Source organism: Glutamicibacter nicotianae, assembly GCF_006539525.1.
Lineage (GTDB): Bacteria > Actinomycetota > Actinomycetes > Actinomycetales > Micrococcaceae > Glutamicibacter > Glutamicibacter nicotianae.
In genome coordinates this window covers 82,576-98,863 of sequence record NZ_BJNE01000003.1, presented here as the reverse complement: position 1 = coordinate 98,863, position 16,288 = coordinate 82,576, and the positions used below count along the sequence as shown (strand labels likewise).

Below are 16,288 nucleotides of genomic sequence, written 5' to 3'. Positions count from 1 at the left end.
AGGCGCTTCACTACCAGGCCCGCGAACCCGGCCATTCCGAGACCGGCGATCACTACAAGTGCCTGGAAGAAAATTTCGATTGCAAGGTAATTTTCATTCATGGCTTCATCTTAGCGTGCGAGCCCGGACAACTTCGACACGCGTGACGCAGCTTGCATCATATTTGAACCGCTCACCGTTAAATGAATGCCAGAACTTCCATCGCATACCAGCTGACAGCACCGCTCATCAGCAAGATGGCGCAGGCCAAGCCCAGGATTCCACTCAGATTGCGCACGCTGCGGCTGACCAAAGCCAAGGCGCGTAACGAACCAACCAGCAGTCCTGCCAGCAACCCGAGGATCGCACCCTGGTACCAAAGCAGATCCATGGGCAACGCACTGGACGCCGCGCCCAATGCGGCAGCGACCACCGGCGCAAGAATCATCGTCATCCGGTTCGGAAGTCGGGTTGCAGACACCGCGCCGGCCCCGAGCAGCGCGACCACGGTGATCACGGTCAACCCAAAGCCGTATGGCGCGTAAGCGCTGGCGGCCCAGGCAGAACCGAGCACGCCCAGGACAATGCCAGTGACACCGGAAACCACGCCGGCCAACCGGCCTTCGGCTTCTGCACCGCGCAATACTTGGCTGATAAATACCAGAAGCACGCCAACCGCGATGACTTCGACGCTATGTGACATCATCGACCCGCCCGGCAGGAACATGGCCAAGGCCGTGGCAGCCAACGAGCATAGCGCCAAGATGATGGTGATCGGCCATGGCGCATCGGAGCGAACCATGCGGGGCCACGTATAGGCGAAAATCAGCTGCAATACCGCGGTGAGCACACCCATCAGCCAACTCATCGAATCCAGACTTGCGGCAATGACAAGCAGTGCTGCTGCAACGAGCCCACTGAATAAAACCTTGATTCTCAAATTCCGATTCCTGACGGTAATGTGTCCGCACTTGCGTGTTCACATGCGTGCTTCAACTGATTCATTCCTTATACTGTGACACGTAAAAGTGATTTTTTCGCAACTATCTGGCAGGAGGCAGACCGATTGGCTCACCTACTGCTCCTAAGTAATCATGCCGAAAATGCCGCTGAAGTTCTTCCGGCACTTGAACTGTTGATGCACGAGATTTCATTCTTCCCTGCAACCACAGAGTCGCTGAGCCAACTCCCGGAATGCGATGCGCTCATTCTCGATGCCCGCACCGATCTGATTCCGGCTCGCTCTTTGGCACAGCTCTTGCACGCCAACTTGAATCTCCCCTTGCTGCTGGTTGTCAGCGAGGGCGCACTGGGCATTTTGAATTCGGACTGGCACGCGACGGATTTCCTGCTGCCTTCCGCGATTCCTGCAGAACTTGATGCACGCATCCGTCTGATGCTCTCAGGCGCATCGGCGCCTGCCCCGGCGCAGGTCGAGCCCGAAAGCTCTTCGGGCCTGCGCATCGACGAGTTGAGCTACACCGCCCGTATCGATAACCGCATGCTGGACCTGACATACAAAGAGTTCGAGCTGCTCAAGTACCTCGCGCAGTTTCCCGGTCGGGTCTTCACCCGCGAGCAGCTGCTGCATGAGGTGTGGGGCTACGACTACTACGGCGGCACCCGTACAGTTGACGTGCATGTGCGCCGTTTGCGCGCGAAACTCGGCACCGATCATGAGCAGCTCATTGGAACGGTGCGCAACGTCGGCTACCGCTTCCACACCGAATCATAACTTTCGGATAACTCCTACCCACTTCCCACATTTTGCGACTATCGTGAAATGCATGAGCGAACTGCCACAGAACACTGTTTCCATTCAGCACGTCCCCGGTGAGCTTGATGAACGGGTACTGTCCGACGTGCGTCAACTAGCACTCGATGCGCAGGAAGCCGATGGCAATCCGCCGTTGAGCGATCAGACCCTGGTGGCTTTGGCAGCCGATGAGTCAAACGGAAATCTAATTGCACTGCTCGCTGAAGCCGGTGAAGGTGCGGATTCCACGTTGGCCGGTGTGGCTGTCGCGGTTCGGGAATCCGAGGAGCACCCTTGGGTCCTGGAACTGGTGGTCCACCCTGAGCATCGTCGGGCCGGTATTGGCCGCGCCCTGTTGGGCAAGCTCGGCGAGCTGCTGGACCTCTCGCAAATCCAGGCGTGGGCGCACGGCGACCACGAGGCGGCCAAGAAGCTGGCCGCCGGCGTAGGACTGAACCGCGTACGCGAGCTGTTCCGGATGCGCCGCGAAGGCACCGATTATTTGGAAGAATCCCCGATTGACCGCCGCATCACGGTTCGCACGTTCCGCGTTGGCGAGGATGAGCCGCAGTGGCTGGAAGCCAACGCCAAGTCCTTCGCCCACCATCCCGAGCAGGGCTCACTGACCCTCGACGACCTCGAAGCACGCATGTCCGAGGACTGGTTCGATCCAACCGGCTTCTTCCTCGCATTCGATGCGGAGGAGAATCTGCTCGCCTACCACTGGACCAAGATCCATCCTGCCTCCGCTGACGCGGCACGTCCCACCGGCGAAGTCTATGTTGTCGGCGTGGTTCCCGAGGCGCAGGGACTGGGCTTGGGCCGTTCCTTGACCACCACCGGCGTCAACTACCTGCTTGAATTGGGCGTTGATGCGGTGATCCTGTACGTCGATGCCGATAATGAGGCAGCGGTGAAGCTCTACCGCTCGCTGGGCTTCACACTTTGGGATGCCGACATCATGTACGGTCCGCAGAAGATAGACTAGGGGTATCGGCAGTTCCGATTATTTCGGGACTGCCACTAGCGGTGTCTTTAGCGTCCACTTGCAGGAAAGAAGTGAGTTCAGCAGATGAATAGCTACCCCAAGGAAACTGGTACTCAACTACGCGATGTCCCTTCTTCGAAAGTCAACGAGGACCGCATAGAACCTGCCGATTCGCTGCCGGACTTGCATCCTGATGGCGGATTCAAAAATGAACGTTTCCTTGACCGCGAGCTCAGCTGGCTGCACTTCAACGCCCGTGTACTGGAACTGGCCGAAGACACCGATCTGCCGTTGCTGGAACGTGTGAACTTCCTGTCCATCTTCGCCTCGAACCTCGATGAGTTCTTCATGGTTCGCGTTGCCGGGCTGAAGCGCCGCATCCACGCAGGACTGGCAGTGCCAGCGGCAAACGGCATGAACCCGGTAGACCAGCTGGAGCTGCTGCTCGCCTCGGCCCACGCACTGCAGACCCGCCACGCCAAGGTCTTCGCCGACTCGGTCTACCCGGATTTGACCGAGCAAGGGATCCGCATCACCACATGGGAAGACCTTTCGGCCTCCGAACGAGAACTGCTTTCCAAATGGTTCGTTTCCCAGGTGTTCCCGATACTCACCCCGCTGGCCGTTGACCCCGCCCACCCGTTCCCCTACATTTCCGGCCTCTCGCTGAACTTGGCTGTGGTAGTCCGCAACCCATTGACCGGCAAAGAACTCTTCGCCCGCTTGAAGGTGCCGGACACCATCGCCCGCCTGATCAGCATCGACGGCACCCGCGCTGCGCACTCGTCGCTGCGCACCGCCCGCTTTATCCCGCTCGAAGCGCTCATCGCGGTACACCTGGAGCTGCTGTTCCCCGGCATGGAAATCGTTGAGCACCACTTCTTCCGCGTTACCCGCAACGAAGACCTGGAAGTTGAAGAAGACGATGCAGAAAACCTGCTGCAGGCGCTGGAGAAGGAATTGCTGCGCCGCCGCTTCGGTCCACCGGTTCGCTTGGAGGTCGCCGATGACATCAACCCCGAAATCATGGAACTGCTCACCCGCGAACTAGGTGTGGAAGAGGACGAGGTCTTCAAGCTTCCCACCCCATTGGACCTGCGCGGCCTCGGTGTCATCGCATCGCTGGATCGTTCCGAACTGCACTACACCAAGCATGTCGGCCATACTTCCAACTACCTGAACGAATCGGAAACTGCCAAGGCCGCCAATGTGTTCGCGGCCGTACGCCGCCGCGACATCCTGCTTCACCATCCCTATGATTCCTTCTCCACCAGCGTGCAGGCCTTCCTGGAACAGGCGGCAGCTGACCCGAAGGTCATGGCCATCAAGCAGACCCTGTACCGCACCAGCGGCGACTCGCCAATTGTCGATGCGCTGATCGACGCGGCAGAAGCCGGCAAGCAAGTCCTGGCCCTGGTGGAAATCAAGGCGCGCTTCGACGAGCAGGCCAACATCTCCTGGGCGCGCAAGCTGGAGCAGGCCGGAGTGCACGTGGTCTACGGCATCGTTGGCCTGAAAACCCACTCCAAGCTCTCCCTGGTGGTTCGCCGCGAAGGCGACAAGCTGCGCCGCTACTGCCATATCGGCACCGGAAACTACCACCCGCGCACCGCGCGCTACTACGAGGACTTCGGCTTGCTCACCTGCGACGACGAGGTTGGCGAGGATATCTCCAAGCTCTTCAACCAGCTCTCGGGCTACGCCCCGCGCTCGACATACAACCGCTTGCTGGTTGCTCCGCGTTCGGTACGCACCGGACTGCTGGCGCACATCGAGAAGGAAATCGTCAACGCCACCGCGGGCAAGCCGGCGAAGGTCGTTATCAAGGTCAACTCGATCGTGGATGAAGCCATCATCGATGCGCTGTACCGGGCCAGCCAGTCAGGCGTCAAGGTGGAAGTCATTGTTCGCGGCATCTGCGCCCTGCGCCCGGGTGTCCCCGGACTGAGCGAGAACATCGAAGTGCGTTCCATCCTTGGCCGTTTCCTTGAGCACAGCCGCGTGTTCATGTTTGAAAATGGCGGAGATCCACTGGTGTACATCGGCTCCGCCGACATGATGCACCGCAACCTGGACCGGCGCGTGGAAGCCCTGGTTTCGCTGCGCAACCCGGAAGACATCGATCGCATGATCACGCTGCTGGCCCGCTACATGGATGACAAGACCGCTTCCTGGCACTTGAACTCCGATGGAGAATGGATCCGCCATTACCAGGACGAGGATGGCAAGCCACTCTCCGATGTCCAGTTCTGGCTAATAGAAGAACATGCCCGCCGACGGAACAGTGGACGTAACAGCTAGTGAACGAATCAGAGCTGCGCGATACCCGCACCAGGGCTCGTGACATCATCCGATCCGCAGACGCCGAGGAAATCCGCCTTGGCGAATACGACATCGTGGCTGCCGGGGCGATCCCCTGGAGGCTGAAGGACGGCAAACTGCAAGTTCTCTTGATCCACCGTCCCAAGTACGACGACTGGTCCTGGCCCAAGGGAAAGCTGGACCAGGGCGAATCCATCGCAGAGTGCGCGTTGCGCGAGGTCCGCGAGGAAATCGGGTTGCGCATAACCTTGGGCATCCCGCTTTCGGCCACTGCCTACACAGTCGGGCAGAAAACCAAGGTCGTCTACTACTGGGCGGCCAAGACCGATCCGCAGACGGTGATCGAACCCGACGGCGCAGAATGCGACGAGACGCGCTGGGTCAGCCCCAAGAAAGCTGCCGGGATGCTGTCCGCGGCCACCGACAACCAGCCGCTGGACGACCTGGTGCGGGCCCATGACGCTGGCGTGCTCGATACGCACCCGGTGCTGATCGTCCGCCATGCCAAGGCCAAGCCGCGTGGCAAATGGACGCGCGCCGAGGGCGACCGCCCGCTGGCGGCGACCGGACGGCGCCAAGCGCAGGCTGTTTCGCGGATGCTCGAAGCGTGGAAGCCTATGCACGTGGCTTCTTCGCCGTGGATGCGTTGCGTACAGACGATTACGCCCTACGCAGCCTTGCACGCGTTGAACCTCAAGAGCATCAAGGCACTGACCGAACATGCTGCCACGCGCAAGCCTGAGCGAGCCCGCAAGGCCGTGCAGAAGCTGTTCGACAAGTACCGTTCCCAGGTGATTTGCACCCATCGGCCGGTGCTGCCCTTCGTACTGGAGGTCCTCGCAAAGAACTCCACCGCTGAACTGGCCCAGGCACTGCCGGATCAAGATCCCTATTTGGAACCAGGATCCTTGATCGTTGCACAGCAGGTCCAAGCCGGCAAGCCGCGCATCGTCTCATTCGAGATCCACACGCCGTACCACGACTAGCCTCGGCGGCCGCTGCCCGTCCAATGCATGCCGTGCATAGGTGTTCTCTCATGGCTTGGCGCAACCCGTTGCATCTGGCTCCGATTAGGGATAAGACTGTAAATAGGACACACGTCACAGCCGAGAATGAGGTAATGCCATGACTGCCAAGCAGCCGCACCAGCCAGTCGAGAAGATTGTGCACCATGGCCTGCGTCTGGATCACGACGCAAGCCGTGGCCGCTATTCTCTGTGGCACGGTTCCACTTTCGTCGGCTTCCTCGGCTACCACGAAGAAGACGGGATCGCCACGATTCAGCACACCATCGTCAATGAGGAATTCGGCCGCCGCGGATATGCTCGTGCCCTGGTGACCCTGGTTCTGGACAAGTTCCGCGACGAGGGCCTGAAGATCATTCCCGAGTGCAGCTACGTCCAGGACTACCTGCACCGCTACCCGGAATACAACGACATGGTGGTTTCCGCCAGCTAGCCTCGAATGCGAGCAGGGTCATCCTTGCGCCTTGTTCCGGCAGCATCCCGAGTGATCTAAACTGGAACGTGTGAATAAGCCAGCGCCGACCACCAGCACGACAGGTATGATGACGAGTTCAATCGCGACCCCCTATGAAGATCTGCTTCGAGACGTGCTGGAAAACGGCGCCTCCAAGGAAGACCGCACCGGAACCGGAACCCTGTCGGTATTCGGCCGCCAGATCCGCTTCGATCTGAAGGATTCTTTCCCGCTGATCACCACCAAACGGGTGCACTTCAAGTCTGTGGCTGCCGAGCTCCTGTGGTTCCTGCGCGGCGAGTCCAACGTGAAGTGGCTGCAGGACCAAGGCGTTCGCATCTGGAACGAATGGGCTGATGAGACCGGCGAACTCGGCCCGGTCTACGGCGTCCAATGGCGCAGCTGGCCAACTCCAGACGGCGGGCACATTGACCAGATCTCCCAGCTGGTCGACTCGTTGCGCAACAACCCTGACTCCCGCCGCCACATCGTCTCGGCGTGGAACGTCGCAGAAATCCACAACATGGCGCTGCCGCCATGCCACGTGTTCTTCCAGTTCTACGTCGCCGAAGGCAAGCTCTCGTGCCAGCTTTACCAGCGCAGTGCAGACATGTTCCTGGGCGTGCCTTTCAACATCGCCTCCTATGCCCTGCTCACCCGCATGCTGGCGCACCAGCTCGATCTGGAACCAGGCGAGTTCATCTGGACCGGCGGCGACGTGCACATCTACACCAACCACTTGGAACAGGTAAAGGAACAGCTCTCCCGCGATCCTTACCCATACCCGACGCTCAGCTTCAATTCCAAGCCAGAGTCGATCTTCGACTACACGCTGGAAGATTTCAGCGTCAACGACTACCAGCACCACCCGACCATCAAGGGAACCGTAGCCGTATGACCTCCAATCCGCGCCACGCGCACGAAGCGCAACCGCTAATTGGCGCCATTTGGGCCCAAGGCGAGAACGGCATCATTGGCGCTGGCGGTGCTATGCCATGGCATGTTCCCGAGGACTTGGCCCATTTCAAGCGCACCACCGCAGGCCATCCGGTAATCATGGGCCGCACCACATGGAACTCATTCCCGGCGAAGTTCCGCCCCCTGCCAGGCCGCACCAACATCGTGCTGACCACTCAGGCCGATGCCCATGGGCAACTCCGCGAGGATGGCGCAGTACCCGTCTCGTGCCTGGAAGAAGCCGTTGCCCTGGCACAGCGCAGCGAAGGCGGCGAAGAAGTCTGGATCATTGGCGGCGGAAAGGTCTACGCACAGGCACTGGACATGCTGGACCTCGCAGTGGTCACCAAGCTTGATGTCTCCCCCGAAGGAGACACCTCTGCACCCGCGCTCACCGCCGACTTCGCTCTGGGTGCTTGCGATCCATCCCAAGAATCGGAAGCTGCCCGTTGGCATACTTCCTCCACCGGTACCCGCTACCGCTTTGAAACCTGGCTTCGCCTAAAGGACTAGAACGACCATGAAAAAATACATCGGAGAGCTCAAGCAGCACCCCGAGGCACTCTTCATTCTCGGATACATGCTCTTCCCGCTGCTGGCATTGGTAGTGGCCGTACTCGGCTTCTTCATGGTTCTGGGCGGCCACAAGATTTTCGGCCTGATCCTATTGCTGGTTCCCACGCAGATCTTCATCTTCTCGGCGATGTGGGCGATCAAGAACCGCAAGCTGCTGCTTGAGGAAAAGTAAAACTTTCGCTGTACCGAATCACACCTGAACCCTGCTGGGGCTTGGGTGTGATTCTGCTTTAACTCTTGTAACGAACCGGGCTCTGCCCGATCATCGCACCTACCATGGAGACATGACTTCATCTGTTGGTTTTGTAGGTTACCGAGGCATGGTTGGATCCGTGCTGATGCAGCGCATGCTCGACGAAGGCGATTTTGCCCAGATCGACCCGGTATTTTTCTCGACTTCCAATGCTGGCGGCAACGCCCCGGCATTCGCTGAGGGCGCCGGCCCGCTGCAGGACGCGTTCGACATTGACACGCTGTCGAAGTTGCCGATTATCGTCACCGCCCAGGGTGGCGACTACACAACCAAGGTCCACACCGAGCTGCGCAAGTCCGGGTGGGACGGCCTGTGGATCGATGCCGCGTCCTCGCTGCGCATGAACGATGATTCCGTCATCGTCCTGGACCCGGTCAACCGCTCGGTGATCGACGAATCCCTGGCCGCTGGCACCAAGGACTACATCGGCGGCAACTGCACCGTCTCGTGCATGCTCATGGGCTTGGGCGGGTTGTTCAAGAACAACCTGGTCGAGTGGGGCACCGCGATGACCTACCAGGCCGCTTCCGGCGGCGGAGCCCGCCACATGCGCGAACTGCTCACCCAGTTCGGCGACATCAACGCATCGGTGGGCAGCGAACTGGCTGACCCGGCAAGCGCCATCCTGGAAATCGACCGCAAGGTCCTGGAAACCCAGCGCGGAAACCTCGACGCTTCCCAGTTCGGCGTACCGCTGGGCGGCTCGCTGATCCCATGGATCGACGCGGATCTGGGCAACGGCCAGTCCCGCGAGGAATGGAAGGCAGGCGTTGAGACCAACAAGATCCTGCAGACTTCCGGCGACCAGCAGATCATCATGGACGGACTGTGCGTCCGCATTGGCGCCATGCGTTCGCACTCGCAGGCACTGACGCTGAAGCTGAAGGAAGACCTGCCGGTCTCCGAAATCGAGTCGCTGCTGGCAGCCGACAACGAGTGGGCCAAGGTCATCCCGAACGAGAAGGAAGCGACCGTGGATCAGCTGACTCCGGTCGCGGCTTCAGGCACCTTGGACATCCCGGTAGGCCGCATCCGCAAGCTGGAAATGGGCCCGGAATACATCTCGGCCTTCACCGTCGGCGACCAGCTGCTGTGGGGCGCAGCGGAGCCGCTGCGCCGCATGCTCGCTATCGCCCAGGGCCGCCTCTAGCCATCCCTGAAGCGCAAACCATGGCACACAGCCCGGAACAGGATTTCTGTTCCGGGCTGTGTGCCATTTTCCTGCAGGTGAGCGCTAGCGGGCCAACTCATCCCTGAGCAGCGAATAGATCAGCTGGTCATGCCACGCACCGGCACGCCACTGCGCTTGCCGGATGACACCCTCGCGGGTGAACCCCAGCTTCTCCAGGCACCTCTGCTCAGCCAGGTTTTCAGCGGCTGTCGTGGCCTGAATCCGATGCCGCGGGTAATGGGAGAACAAGTAATCGACAAGCAACTCCTGCGCTCGGGTGCCAAGGCCCTGGCCGCGGAACTCGGCAAAGATGCCGATGGCGATTTCCCAGCAGGCAGAGGTGTTGGCCCGGCCCCACGACGTGACGGTGAACCAATCGGCTTTGCCGATGACCTGCTCTCCCAGGCAAACTGCCAGCGCACCGTCAGCGCTGCCGATCATCTGGTCTTGGGCCACGCGGTTGCGCAGCTTGCTGGTATCCCAGAAGCCGAACCATTGGGCTTCGCCGGCGCCCTGGACGGATTGGAAGTTCACCTCCAGCAGGTCGATATCTGCTGGACAGAGCTTTCGCAGGGATACTTCCGCCACGGCATTCCTCCCTTGCCCCGGCAATCGCCGGGAAGCATTTCACCTAGAGCACTTCGCCAATCAGCAACGGCTCGTTGACCAGTTCAATTCCAAAACGTTCCTGCACGCCGGCACGTACTGAGCGGGCGATGGCCAGAATGTCCTGGGCAGTGGCTTCCCCGCGGTTGGTGATGGCCAGCGTGTGCTTGGTGGACAGCGAGGCGCGGCCATCGGCGAGCGCGAATCCGCCGGTCCCCTCCAAACCGTAGCCCTTGGAGAAACCGGCCTGGTCGATAAGCCACGCAGCGGACAGCTTCACGAAGCCGGCTTGTTCCACCGGGTAGTTCGGGGCGTTCGGCGGAAGCTTGTCCAGGACGCTGGATTCAACGATGGGGTTGGTGAAGAAGGAACCGGTGGAATGCGAGTCAGCGTCCTTGATATCAAAGACCATGCCCTTGGAACGGCGCAATTCGAGCACTGTTTGGCGCACTTGGAGCGCGTTGGCGCGGTCTCCCGCTTCAACCCCGAGCCGGCGGGCCAGCTCTGCGTAGCGGATCGGAGCCGATTCGTTCTCGCGGGCCAGCAGGAACGCCACCTCGAGGACCACATAGCGCGGGGACCCATTGGTGCTGGTGCGCTTGATGAGCGACTCCCGGTAGGCGAATTCAAGCTCGGCGTTATCCAGCTTGAGCACCTGGTCGCTCTCGCGGTCATAGGCGCGCACCCACGCCAAGGTCTGGGACACGTCTGCACCGTAGGCTCCAACGTTCTGCACCGGGGTGGCACCGGTGCACCCTGGGATGACCGAGAGCGCTTCCAGCCCGCTCAGGCCCTCAGCCAAGCTGTATTCAACGGTCGTGTCCCAGTTCTCGCCGGCGGCGGCACGCAGCAGCACCTTGCCATTCGGCTGCTCGTCCAGGTGCAATCCACGGGTGGCAATCTGCACGGCAACACCCGGGAAGCCCTCATCGGAGATCACCAGGTTGGACCCCCCGCCAATGAGCAGGACGTCCTGCCCTGCGGCATCCGCGGCGGCTACTGCGTGAGCCAGTTCAGCTTCGCTGGTTGCGGTCACCATTTGCCGGGCTGGCCCGCCGACGCGGGTCGTGGTCAGGTTCTTCAGCATTGCTTCAGTTTACTTTCCGTATGAGGAGGTAGGGGTGGGCTTCCTGCCCGGCCAGTTAGGCCTTGGGCTCGCCGCCGGCACGGCTTCCGGCGGCATTCGAGGACAGGCAGAAGGCCACAACCACCAGGATGGAGATGGAGCCCAGTGCTGGCAGCAGCCCGATGACTTCGGCCAGCAGACCCAGCAGTGGCGGGCCGCCGAGGAACGCGCCGTACCCGATGGTGGACACCACCGAGACGCGGGTCGCGGCATGCACCGGATCATCCGAGGCAGCGCTCATGGCCAACGGGAAGGTCAGGGCCACGCCCATGCCCCAGATGGCCAAGGCCACGAAGGCCAGGGGCAGATTGTTGCCGAAGGCGAAGAGCAGCACGCCAACCAGCGCGCTGATGGCGCTGGCACGGATCATGAAAACCCTGCCCATCCGCAGGATCAAATCGCCGGAGAGCAGGCGGGTCAGGGTCATGGCGGCCACGAAGACGCCGTAGCCGATGGCGCCCACGCCTTCCTTCGTCTGGTATCCGTCCACCAGCGCCATGGCCACCCAGTCTCCGGCAGCGCCTTCGGCCAGGGCCATGCCCAGCACCAGCACGCCCAGGAGCACGGTCTGCGGTTCGGTCCAGGCCTTCTTCAGCGAGGACCCGTTGCTGCTGGTGCGCGGGGTCCGGCTGAAGTCTTCGCCGTAGAATCGTGCGCTGAACAGGACCGTGGCGATGATGAGAAGGCCCATGAAGCCGTAGTGGTACTGCAGCGGGATCTGCAGGCGTGCGCCCAGCGCGCCGGCACCGGCGCCGATTACCGTGCCAATGGAGAAGAAGCCGTGCAGGGCAGGCATGATGCTCTTGCCCAGGGCCCGTTCCATGGCCGCGCCTTGGACGTTGGAGGCGACATTCCAAGAGGCGGTGCCCAGTCCCTGGGCGAAGAGGAAGATGCCGCAGATGACGACGCTGCCGAAGATCCCGGCACCGACGCCGACGAGGATCAGCGAGCCGCCGGCCAGGGTCGCGGCGATGCGCATGACGCTGGTGGCGCCCAGCCGCAGGACCAGCTGCCCCGAGACCGACACGGACAGGAAGGACCCTGCGCTCAGGCACAGCAGCAGCAGGCCGACACTGGCGTGGTCCAGCGCCAAGGCGTCGCGCACCGCCGGCAAGCGCGAGACCAGGGCCGAGATCAGCAGGCCGCTGGCCAGGTAGGCGGCCATCAGCGCATTGCGCCACTGGGTTGCCGGCCGCTGCGCATCACCTGGAAGCTGCATGCCTAGAGCTGCACCACTGCTTGGCACTTGAGCAGCACCTTGGCTCCATCGGCCGAGACTGCCAAGTCGATGCGGGCGGTGCGGGCTTCGGCGTCCAAGGCGCCGACCTTGCCTTCCACCGAGATGGTGGTGCCTTCATGCTCCGATGGGTTGGAGCCTTCCGGGTCTTCGACGACGACCGGCTTGGTGAAGCGGGTCTGGTAGTCGATGATGGCGCCCGGGTTCCCTACCCACTGCGAGACCAGGTCGATGACCGAACCCATGGTGAACATGCCGTGGGCGATCACCGAAGGCAGTTCCACCTCCTTGGCGAAGCGCTCATTCCAGTGGATCGGGTTGAAGTCGCCCGAAGCTCCGGCATAGCGAACCAGGTCCGCGCGGTTGACCTGCACCGTGTGCGATCCAATGACCTGTCCCTTTTCGAGGCTGTCGAATTCAATCATGCTTAGTCCTCAGCTCGTACCAGTAGCGATGAAACGGTGGTGGCGATCTTCTCGCCGGCCGCGGTGGTGATTTCGGCGCGGGTGGTGATCATCGCGCCGGCGCCCATCTCGCGGACCTGGTCCACGTAGAGCTCGGCGAGCAGTTCATCACCCGCCACGATCGGTCGGTGGTGGGTGAATCGCTGGTCGGCATGCACCACGCGGGAGAAGTCGATGCCGCTGGCCGGGTCGGAGATCAGCTGCGCATCGGCCCGCTGTGCGATGATGATTGCGAAGGTCGGCGGGGCGACAACGTCGCTGTAGCCCAGCTTGCGGGCTGCCTGCACGTCGTAGTGCGCCGGGTTGGCGGCTTTGGTGGCGGCGGCGAATTCGCGGATCTTCTCGCGGCCTACCTGGTAGGACTCGCCGGCAGGGTAGATGCGCCCTACCAGGTCAGGGTTGATGCCCATGGGTTCTCCTGAACGTTGTTGGACGTGGCCGGGCGTGGATGCCGCCGGATACGAAATCCGGGCGCAGCTGCCCGGTCACACTGTGGAATTCTTGCGGGAGCCTAGTTCTGCCCGTCGGAGGGGCGCTTGTTGGTCCGTGGTGCGGCAAGGCCATTCTCGATGCGCCACTGGCGTGCGTCCTTGGCCCGGACAACCAGGCTGGCGATGTGGCAGAGCATGCCGATGACCATGATGCCGATCGCGGTGTAGACCGTGGGCAGGGACGGAATGTTGGCGCCGATGATGGCCAGGATGATGCCCACGCCCATGATGCCCATGGCGGCGAAGACGAGCTTCTTGTAGCGCGGCGAGGCGGATTCCCAAGGAGTGTTGGTCATGGCTCAAGTCTAGTTCAGCCCGGGCCGGGAGCGCTCATTGCCGCCGGGGCATTTCCGCGTGACTCCCCCGACAGCATTCTGGTCTCAGAACAAGGCGGATTGCTCTTCCTTGAAGTCCCCGCGCTGCTCCACCACCGCGACCTCGCGGGTTTTCAGCTCGGCGGCATCCAGCACGCGCAGGGTGGTGCCATCGCCGCTGTCGGCGAGGATGCTCTGTCCCAGCACGCCGCGGATACGCAGGTTCACGGTGCTTCCGGGCAGGGCCGTGGTCCAGGCATGCAGCGCATGCGCATCCCAGGCGCCAATGACTGGGCGGGCGAAAGCCGGCTGCTCCCACAGCTCGTCGCGCAATTGCACGCCGTAGGCCTCCAAGCCCCGCTGCGCGCCGAGGAAGTCCCGGGCCCTGCCTGCTGCGTCGGCGTTGATCTGATCAAGCTGGGCGTAGTCCAGTTCCCAGCTAGCCAAGCCCTTGACCTTGGACTTCTGCCTCACCTGCTGGCTCAGGCCCACATGCTCGGTGACCAGGTCTTCGAGCACCCGGATGGCCGCCCCGTCGTTGGCGCGGGCGACATAACGCGCAATGACCGCGCCCTGCTGCGCCAGCCGGGTCCACTTGCTACTGGTCGAGGTGGTGCCGACCTTGGTCGCGCCGTGGGCGAAGCTGGCTATATACAAGAAGTGCGGCTGTTCCAGGTACTTGCGAAGGCCTTCGGGGGCTTCGCCCGTCTTGTGGAAATGGTGCATGAACTTCGACTGGTCCAGCCGGCGGCAGCTCTCGCATTGGGTACCGGTGCGCAGGGCCTGGTTCTTGGGACACGGCAGCGTATTGCGCGAGCCGTCGGCCTTCATCGTGATGTAGCCCAGGCAGAACTTCAGTTCTCCGATCTCCAGGGCCAGTGAACGCCCCGCTTCCAAGTACTCGGTGCCCCAGGTTTCGCCGCTGCGCAGCTGGAGCATCGGGGCGGGTTCATGTTCTGCGAAGCTGATGCCGTGGCATAGCTGCCGGGTAGCTGAAGCGAATTCCATCAGGACCTTTCTGAAGTTTCCCCTCCCAACGATAGTTCACCGCAGATGGCCAGGTCCGGCGGACAGGTTGGCCGATACACAAAGTCCGAAAGTTAGCTGAACAAATTCCCGATTGGTTCTGACCTAATTCTTAGGAGATGCCCGTAGGCTGAAACTGCACCGGAAACGTACCGCGGGCCGGGCCACAATCTGTTGAGGTGATCCAGGATTTCTGTCCCATTTGATGACGAGACGCGTGCAGTGGCAATCTCAGCTGCTGGAACTACCCCTTCCCCGGCTGAGTTGCAGCGATTGACGAAGGCCTTCCACCATGATTTCCAGCGCTTCATGATGGAATACCAGTTTGCGGTGGACGAAGTACTGACCAAGGTCTCGATCTTGCGCGAAGAGTTCTTGTACTTGCACAAATACAATCCAATCGAACATGTCAGTTCCCGGGTGAAAACTCCGGAGAGCATCATGCGCAAGGTTGCCCGCCGGAATATCGCACCGTCTCTTACTGCCATACGCGAGAACCTCAGCGATATTGCGGGTGTGCGCATCACCTGCAGTTTCGTCAAGGACATCTATAAGGTCCTGAACACCTTGACCGCTCAAAATGACCTGAAGGTCATCCAGATCAAGGATTACATCAAGAACCCGAAGCCTAGCGGCTATAAAAGTGTTCATGCGATTGTGCAAATTCCGGTCTTCTTGTCCGACGGCCCTGTCGACGTTGTAGTGGAGTTGCAGATCCGCACCATCGCCCAGGACTTCTGGGCAAGCCTGGAACATAAGATTTTCTACAAGTACGAGGGCGAGGTTCCAGAGCATCTGGTACAGGAGCTCGCCGATGCGGCAGCTGTTGCAACGAAACTCGATATGCAAATGCAACGGTTGCATACCGAAGTACACGGCCATGATGCCAATGACCAAGCAGGCCACGAGGCGACTTTCGATACGAAGGCCTTCCAAGGACTGCTGTCGCTGGCACAGCAAGCCAGCACCAGAGGCCCCGAAAAGTGTGCCGACAACTAAGCCTTAATGGCTTTAGCGCTCAAGGTCCGCTGAAGACCGTTTCGAACCCGGAAACCAAAAAAAGATCCTCAGCCGAAGCTGAGGATCTTTGATTTGGTAGCGGCGCCGGGACTCGATCCCGGGACCTCACGATTATGAGTCGTGCGCTCTAACCAGCTGAGCTACGCCGCCACAAGTGAGAAACAATCCAGTAGAAGCCAAGAAAGCTTCTCACTCAGAGCCCCCTGCCGGAATCGATCCGGCGACCTCGTTCTTACCAAGAACGCGCTCTACCACTGAGCTAAGGGGGCAACGAGTAAATACTCTACACGCATTTCCCGGCAAAGAAAAATCGGCAAACCGATCTGGAAAGCGCCCGAGGATTTCCATAAAACTGCTAGTCAAAACGGTTTTAGCCAGACCTTGAAGGCAATCAGGGACGAAGGCTGGGACAAAAAGTGTTCTGGTGACGATGCTCACTGGGTTGCCCCTCGCGGTCAATCGCCGCTTCGCTCAGGCTTACAGGATAGAGTTCCGCGCCGAATTCCCTTGAGGCAGCCGGCAA

18 protein-coding genes and 2 tRNA genes are annotated in these 16,288 nt (G+C 61.0%); 10 read left to right on the top strand and 10 right to left on the bottom strand.

The window, feature by feature from the left end; translation table 11 throughout:
* Positions 1-178: 178 nt before the first annotated feature.
* Positions 179-847 (bottom strand): hypothetical protein, encoded by a 669-nt coding sequence (locus tag ANI01nite_RS05200; RefSeq protein ID WP_038992227.1) that lies wholly within the window; start codon positions 845-847, stop codon positions 179-181.
* Between the two features lie 198 nt (positions 848-1,045).
* Between ANI01nite_RS05200 and ANI01nite_RS05195 the strand changes: the two genes are divergently transcribed.
* From ANI01nite_RS05195 to asd, 9 genes are all read left to right on the top strand, one after another.
* Positions 1,046-1,714 (top strand): winged helix-turn-helix domain-containing protein, encoded by a 669-nt coding sequence (locus ANI01nite_RS05195; RefSeq protein ID WP_038992228.1) that lies wholly within the window; start codon positions 1,046-1,048, stop codon positions 1,712-1,714.
* 52 nt (positions 1,715-1,766) lie between these two features.
* Positions 1,767-2,723, top strand: a complete 957-nt coding sequence (mshD, locus tag ANI01nite_RS05190; RefSeq protein WP_066140780.1) for a mycothiol synthase — start codon at positions 1,767-1,769, stop codon at positions 2,721-2,723.
* 84 nt (positions 2,724-2,807) lie between these two features.
* Positions 2,808-5,024, top strand: coding sequence for an RNA degradosome polyphosphate kinase (locus ANI01nite_RS05185; RefSeq protein WP_141356546.1), 2,217 nt, complete (start codon positions 2,808-2,810; stop codon positions 5,022-5,024).
* Positions 5,024-6,031, top strand: a complete 1,008-nt coding sequence (locus ANI01nite_RS05180) for an NUDIX hydrolase (protein WP_255314416.1) — start codon at positions 5,024-5,026, stop codon at positions 6,029-6,031. The genes ANI01nite_RS05185 and ANI01nite_RS05180 overlap by 1 nt, the downstream gene beginning before the upstream one ends.
* 139 nt (positions 6,032-6,170) lie before the next feature.
* Positions 6,171-6,503, top strand: a complete 333-nt coding sequence (locus ANI01nite_RS05175) for a GNAT family N-acetyltransferase (RefSeq protein ID WP_066140787.1) — start codon at positions 6,171-6,173, stop codon at positions 6,501-6,503.
* 109 nt (positions 6,504-6,612) lie between these two features.
* A complete protein-coding gene (locus ANI01nite_RS05170) occupies positions 6,613-7,422 on the top strand; it encodes a thymidylate synthase (RefSeq protein ID WP_141356743.1) in 810 nt (269 codons plus the stop codon).
* Entirely contained in the window at positions 7,419-7,994 is a 576-nt protein-coding gene (locus ANI01nite_RS05165; RefSeq protein WP_141356543.1) for a dihydrofolate reductase, read from the top strand. The genes ANI01nite_RS05170 and ANI01nite_RS05165 overlap by 4 nt, the downstream gene beginning before the upstream one ends.
* 7 nt (positions 7,995-8,001) lie before the next feature.
* Complete coding sequence (locus ANI01nite_RS05160) at positions 8,002-8,229, top strand: NF038396 family protein (protein WP_038992232.1); 228 nt, start codon at positions 8,002-8,004, stop codon at positions 8,227-8,229.
* A gap of 112 nt (positions 8,230-8,341) precedes the next feature.
* Positions 8,342-9,460, top strand: coding sequence for an aspartate-semialdehyde dehydrogenase (gene asd / locus ANI01nite_RS05155; RefSeq protein ID WP_141356541.1), 1,119 nt, complete (start codon positions 8,342-8,344; stop codon positions 9,458-9,460).
* 84 nt (positions 9,461-9,544) lie between these two features.
* Here asd and ANI01nite_RS05150 read toward each other — a convergent pair whose 3' ends face one another.
* The 7 genes from ANI01nite_RS05150 to ANI01nite_RS05120 all read right to left on the bottom strand — a co-directional run bounded on the left by ANI01nite_RS05150 (position 9,545) and on the right by ANI01nite_RS05120 (position 14,727).
* Positions 9,545-10,069, bottom strand: a complete 525-nt coding sequence (locus ANI01nite_RS05150) for a GNAT family N-acetyltransferase (protein ID WP_141356539.1) — start codon at positions 10,067-10,069, stop codon at positions 9,545-9,547.
* 43 nt (positions 10,070-10,112) lie between these two features.
* Positions 10,113-11,174, bottom strand: coding sequence for a UDP-N-acetylmuramate dehydrogenase (locus ANI01nite_RS05145; RefSeq protein ID WP_141356537.1), 1,062 nt, complete (start codon positions 11,172-11,174; stop codon positions 10,113-10,115).
* 55 nt (positions 11,175-11,229) lie between these two features.
* Entirely contained in the window at positions 11,230-12,432 is a 1,203-nt protein-coding gene (locus ANI01nite_RS05140; protein ID WP_121867140.1) for an MFS transporter, read from the bottom strand.
* 2 nt (positions 12,433-12,434) lie between these two features.
* Positions 12,435-12,875, bottom strand: coding sequence for a MaoC family dehydratase (locus tag ANI01nite_RS05135; RefSeq protein ID WP_038992237.1), 441 nt, complete (start codon positions 12,873-12,875; stop codon positions 12,435-12,437).
* A 2-nt stretch (positions 12,876-12,877) separates the two neighbouring features.
* Complete coding sequence (locus tag ANI01nite_RS05130; RefSeq protein ID WP_073705879.1) at positions 12,878-13,324, bottom strand: FAS1-like dehydratase domain-containing protein; 447 nt, start codon at positions 13,322-13,324, stop codon at positions 12,878-12,880.
* Positions 13,325-13,425: 101 nt separating this feature from the next.
* On the bottom strand, positions 13,426-13,701 hold the full coding sequence (locus ANI01nite_RS05125) for a hypothetical protein (protein WP_038992239.1): 276 nt from the start codon (positions 13,699-13,701) through the stop codon (positions 13,426-13,428).
* An 84-nt stretch (positions 13,702-13,785) separates the two neighbouring features.
* Positions 13,786-14,727 carry a DUF2797 domain-containing protein gene (locus tag ANI01nite_RS05120; RefSeq protein ID WP_255314414.1) on the bottom strand — a complete coding sequence of 314 codons (942 nt, stop codon included), beginning with the start codon at positions 14,725-14,727 and terminating at the stop codon, positions 13,786-13,788.
* A gap of 240 nt (positions 14,728-14,967) precedes the next feature.
* On the opposite strand from ANI01nite_RS05120, the gene ANI01nite_RS05115 reads away from it, so the two are divergent.
* Positions 14,968-15,744 (top strand): GTP pyrophosphokinase, encoded by a 777-nt coding sequence (locus tag ANI01nite_RS05115; RefSeq protein ID WP_052253876.1) that lies wholly within the window; start codon positions 14,968-14,970, stop codon positions 15,742-15,744.
* A gap of 94 nt (positions 15,745-15,838) precedes the next feature.
* Here the strand turns inward: ANI01nite_RS05115 and ANI01nite_RS05110 are convergent.
* A tRNA-Met gene (locus tag ANI01nite_RS05110) sits at positions 15,839-15,915 on the bottom strand.
* A gap of 47 nt (positions 15,916-15,962) precedes the next feature.
* Positions 15,963-16,034: transfer RNA gene (locus ANI01nite_RS05105), tRNA-Thr, on the bottom strand.
* Positions 16,035-16,288: the final 254 nt, after the last annotated feature.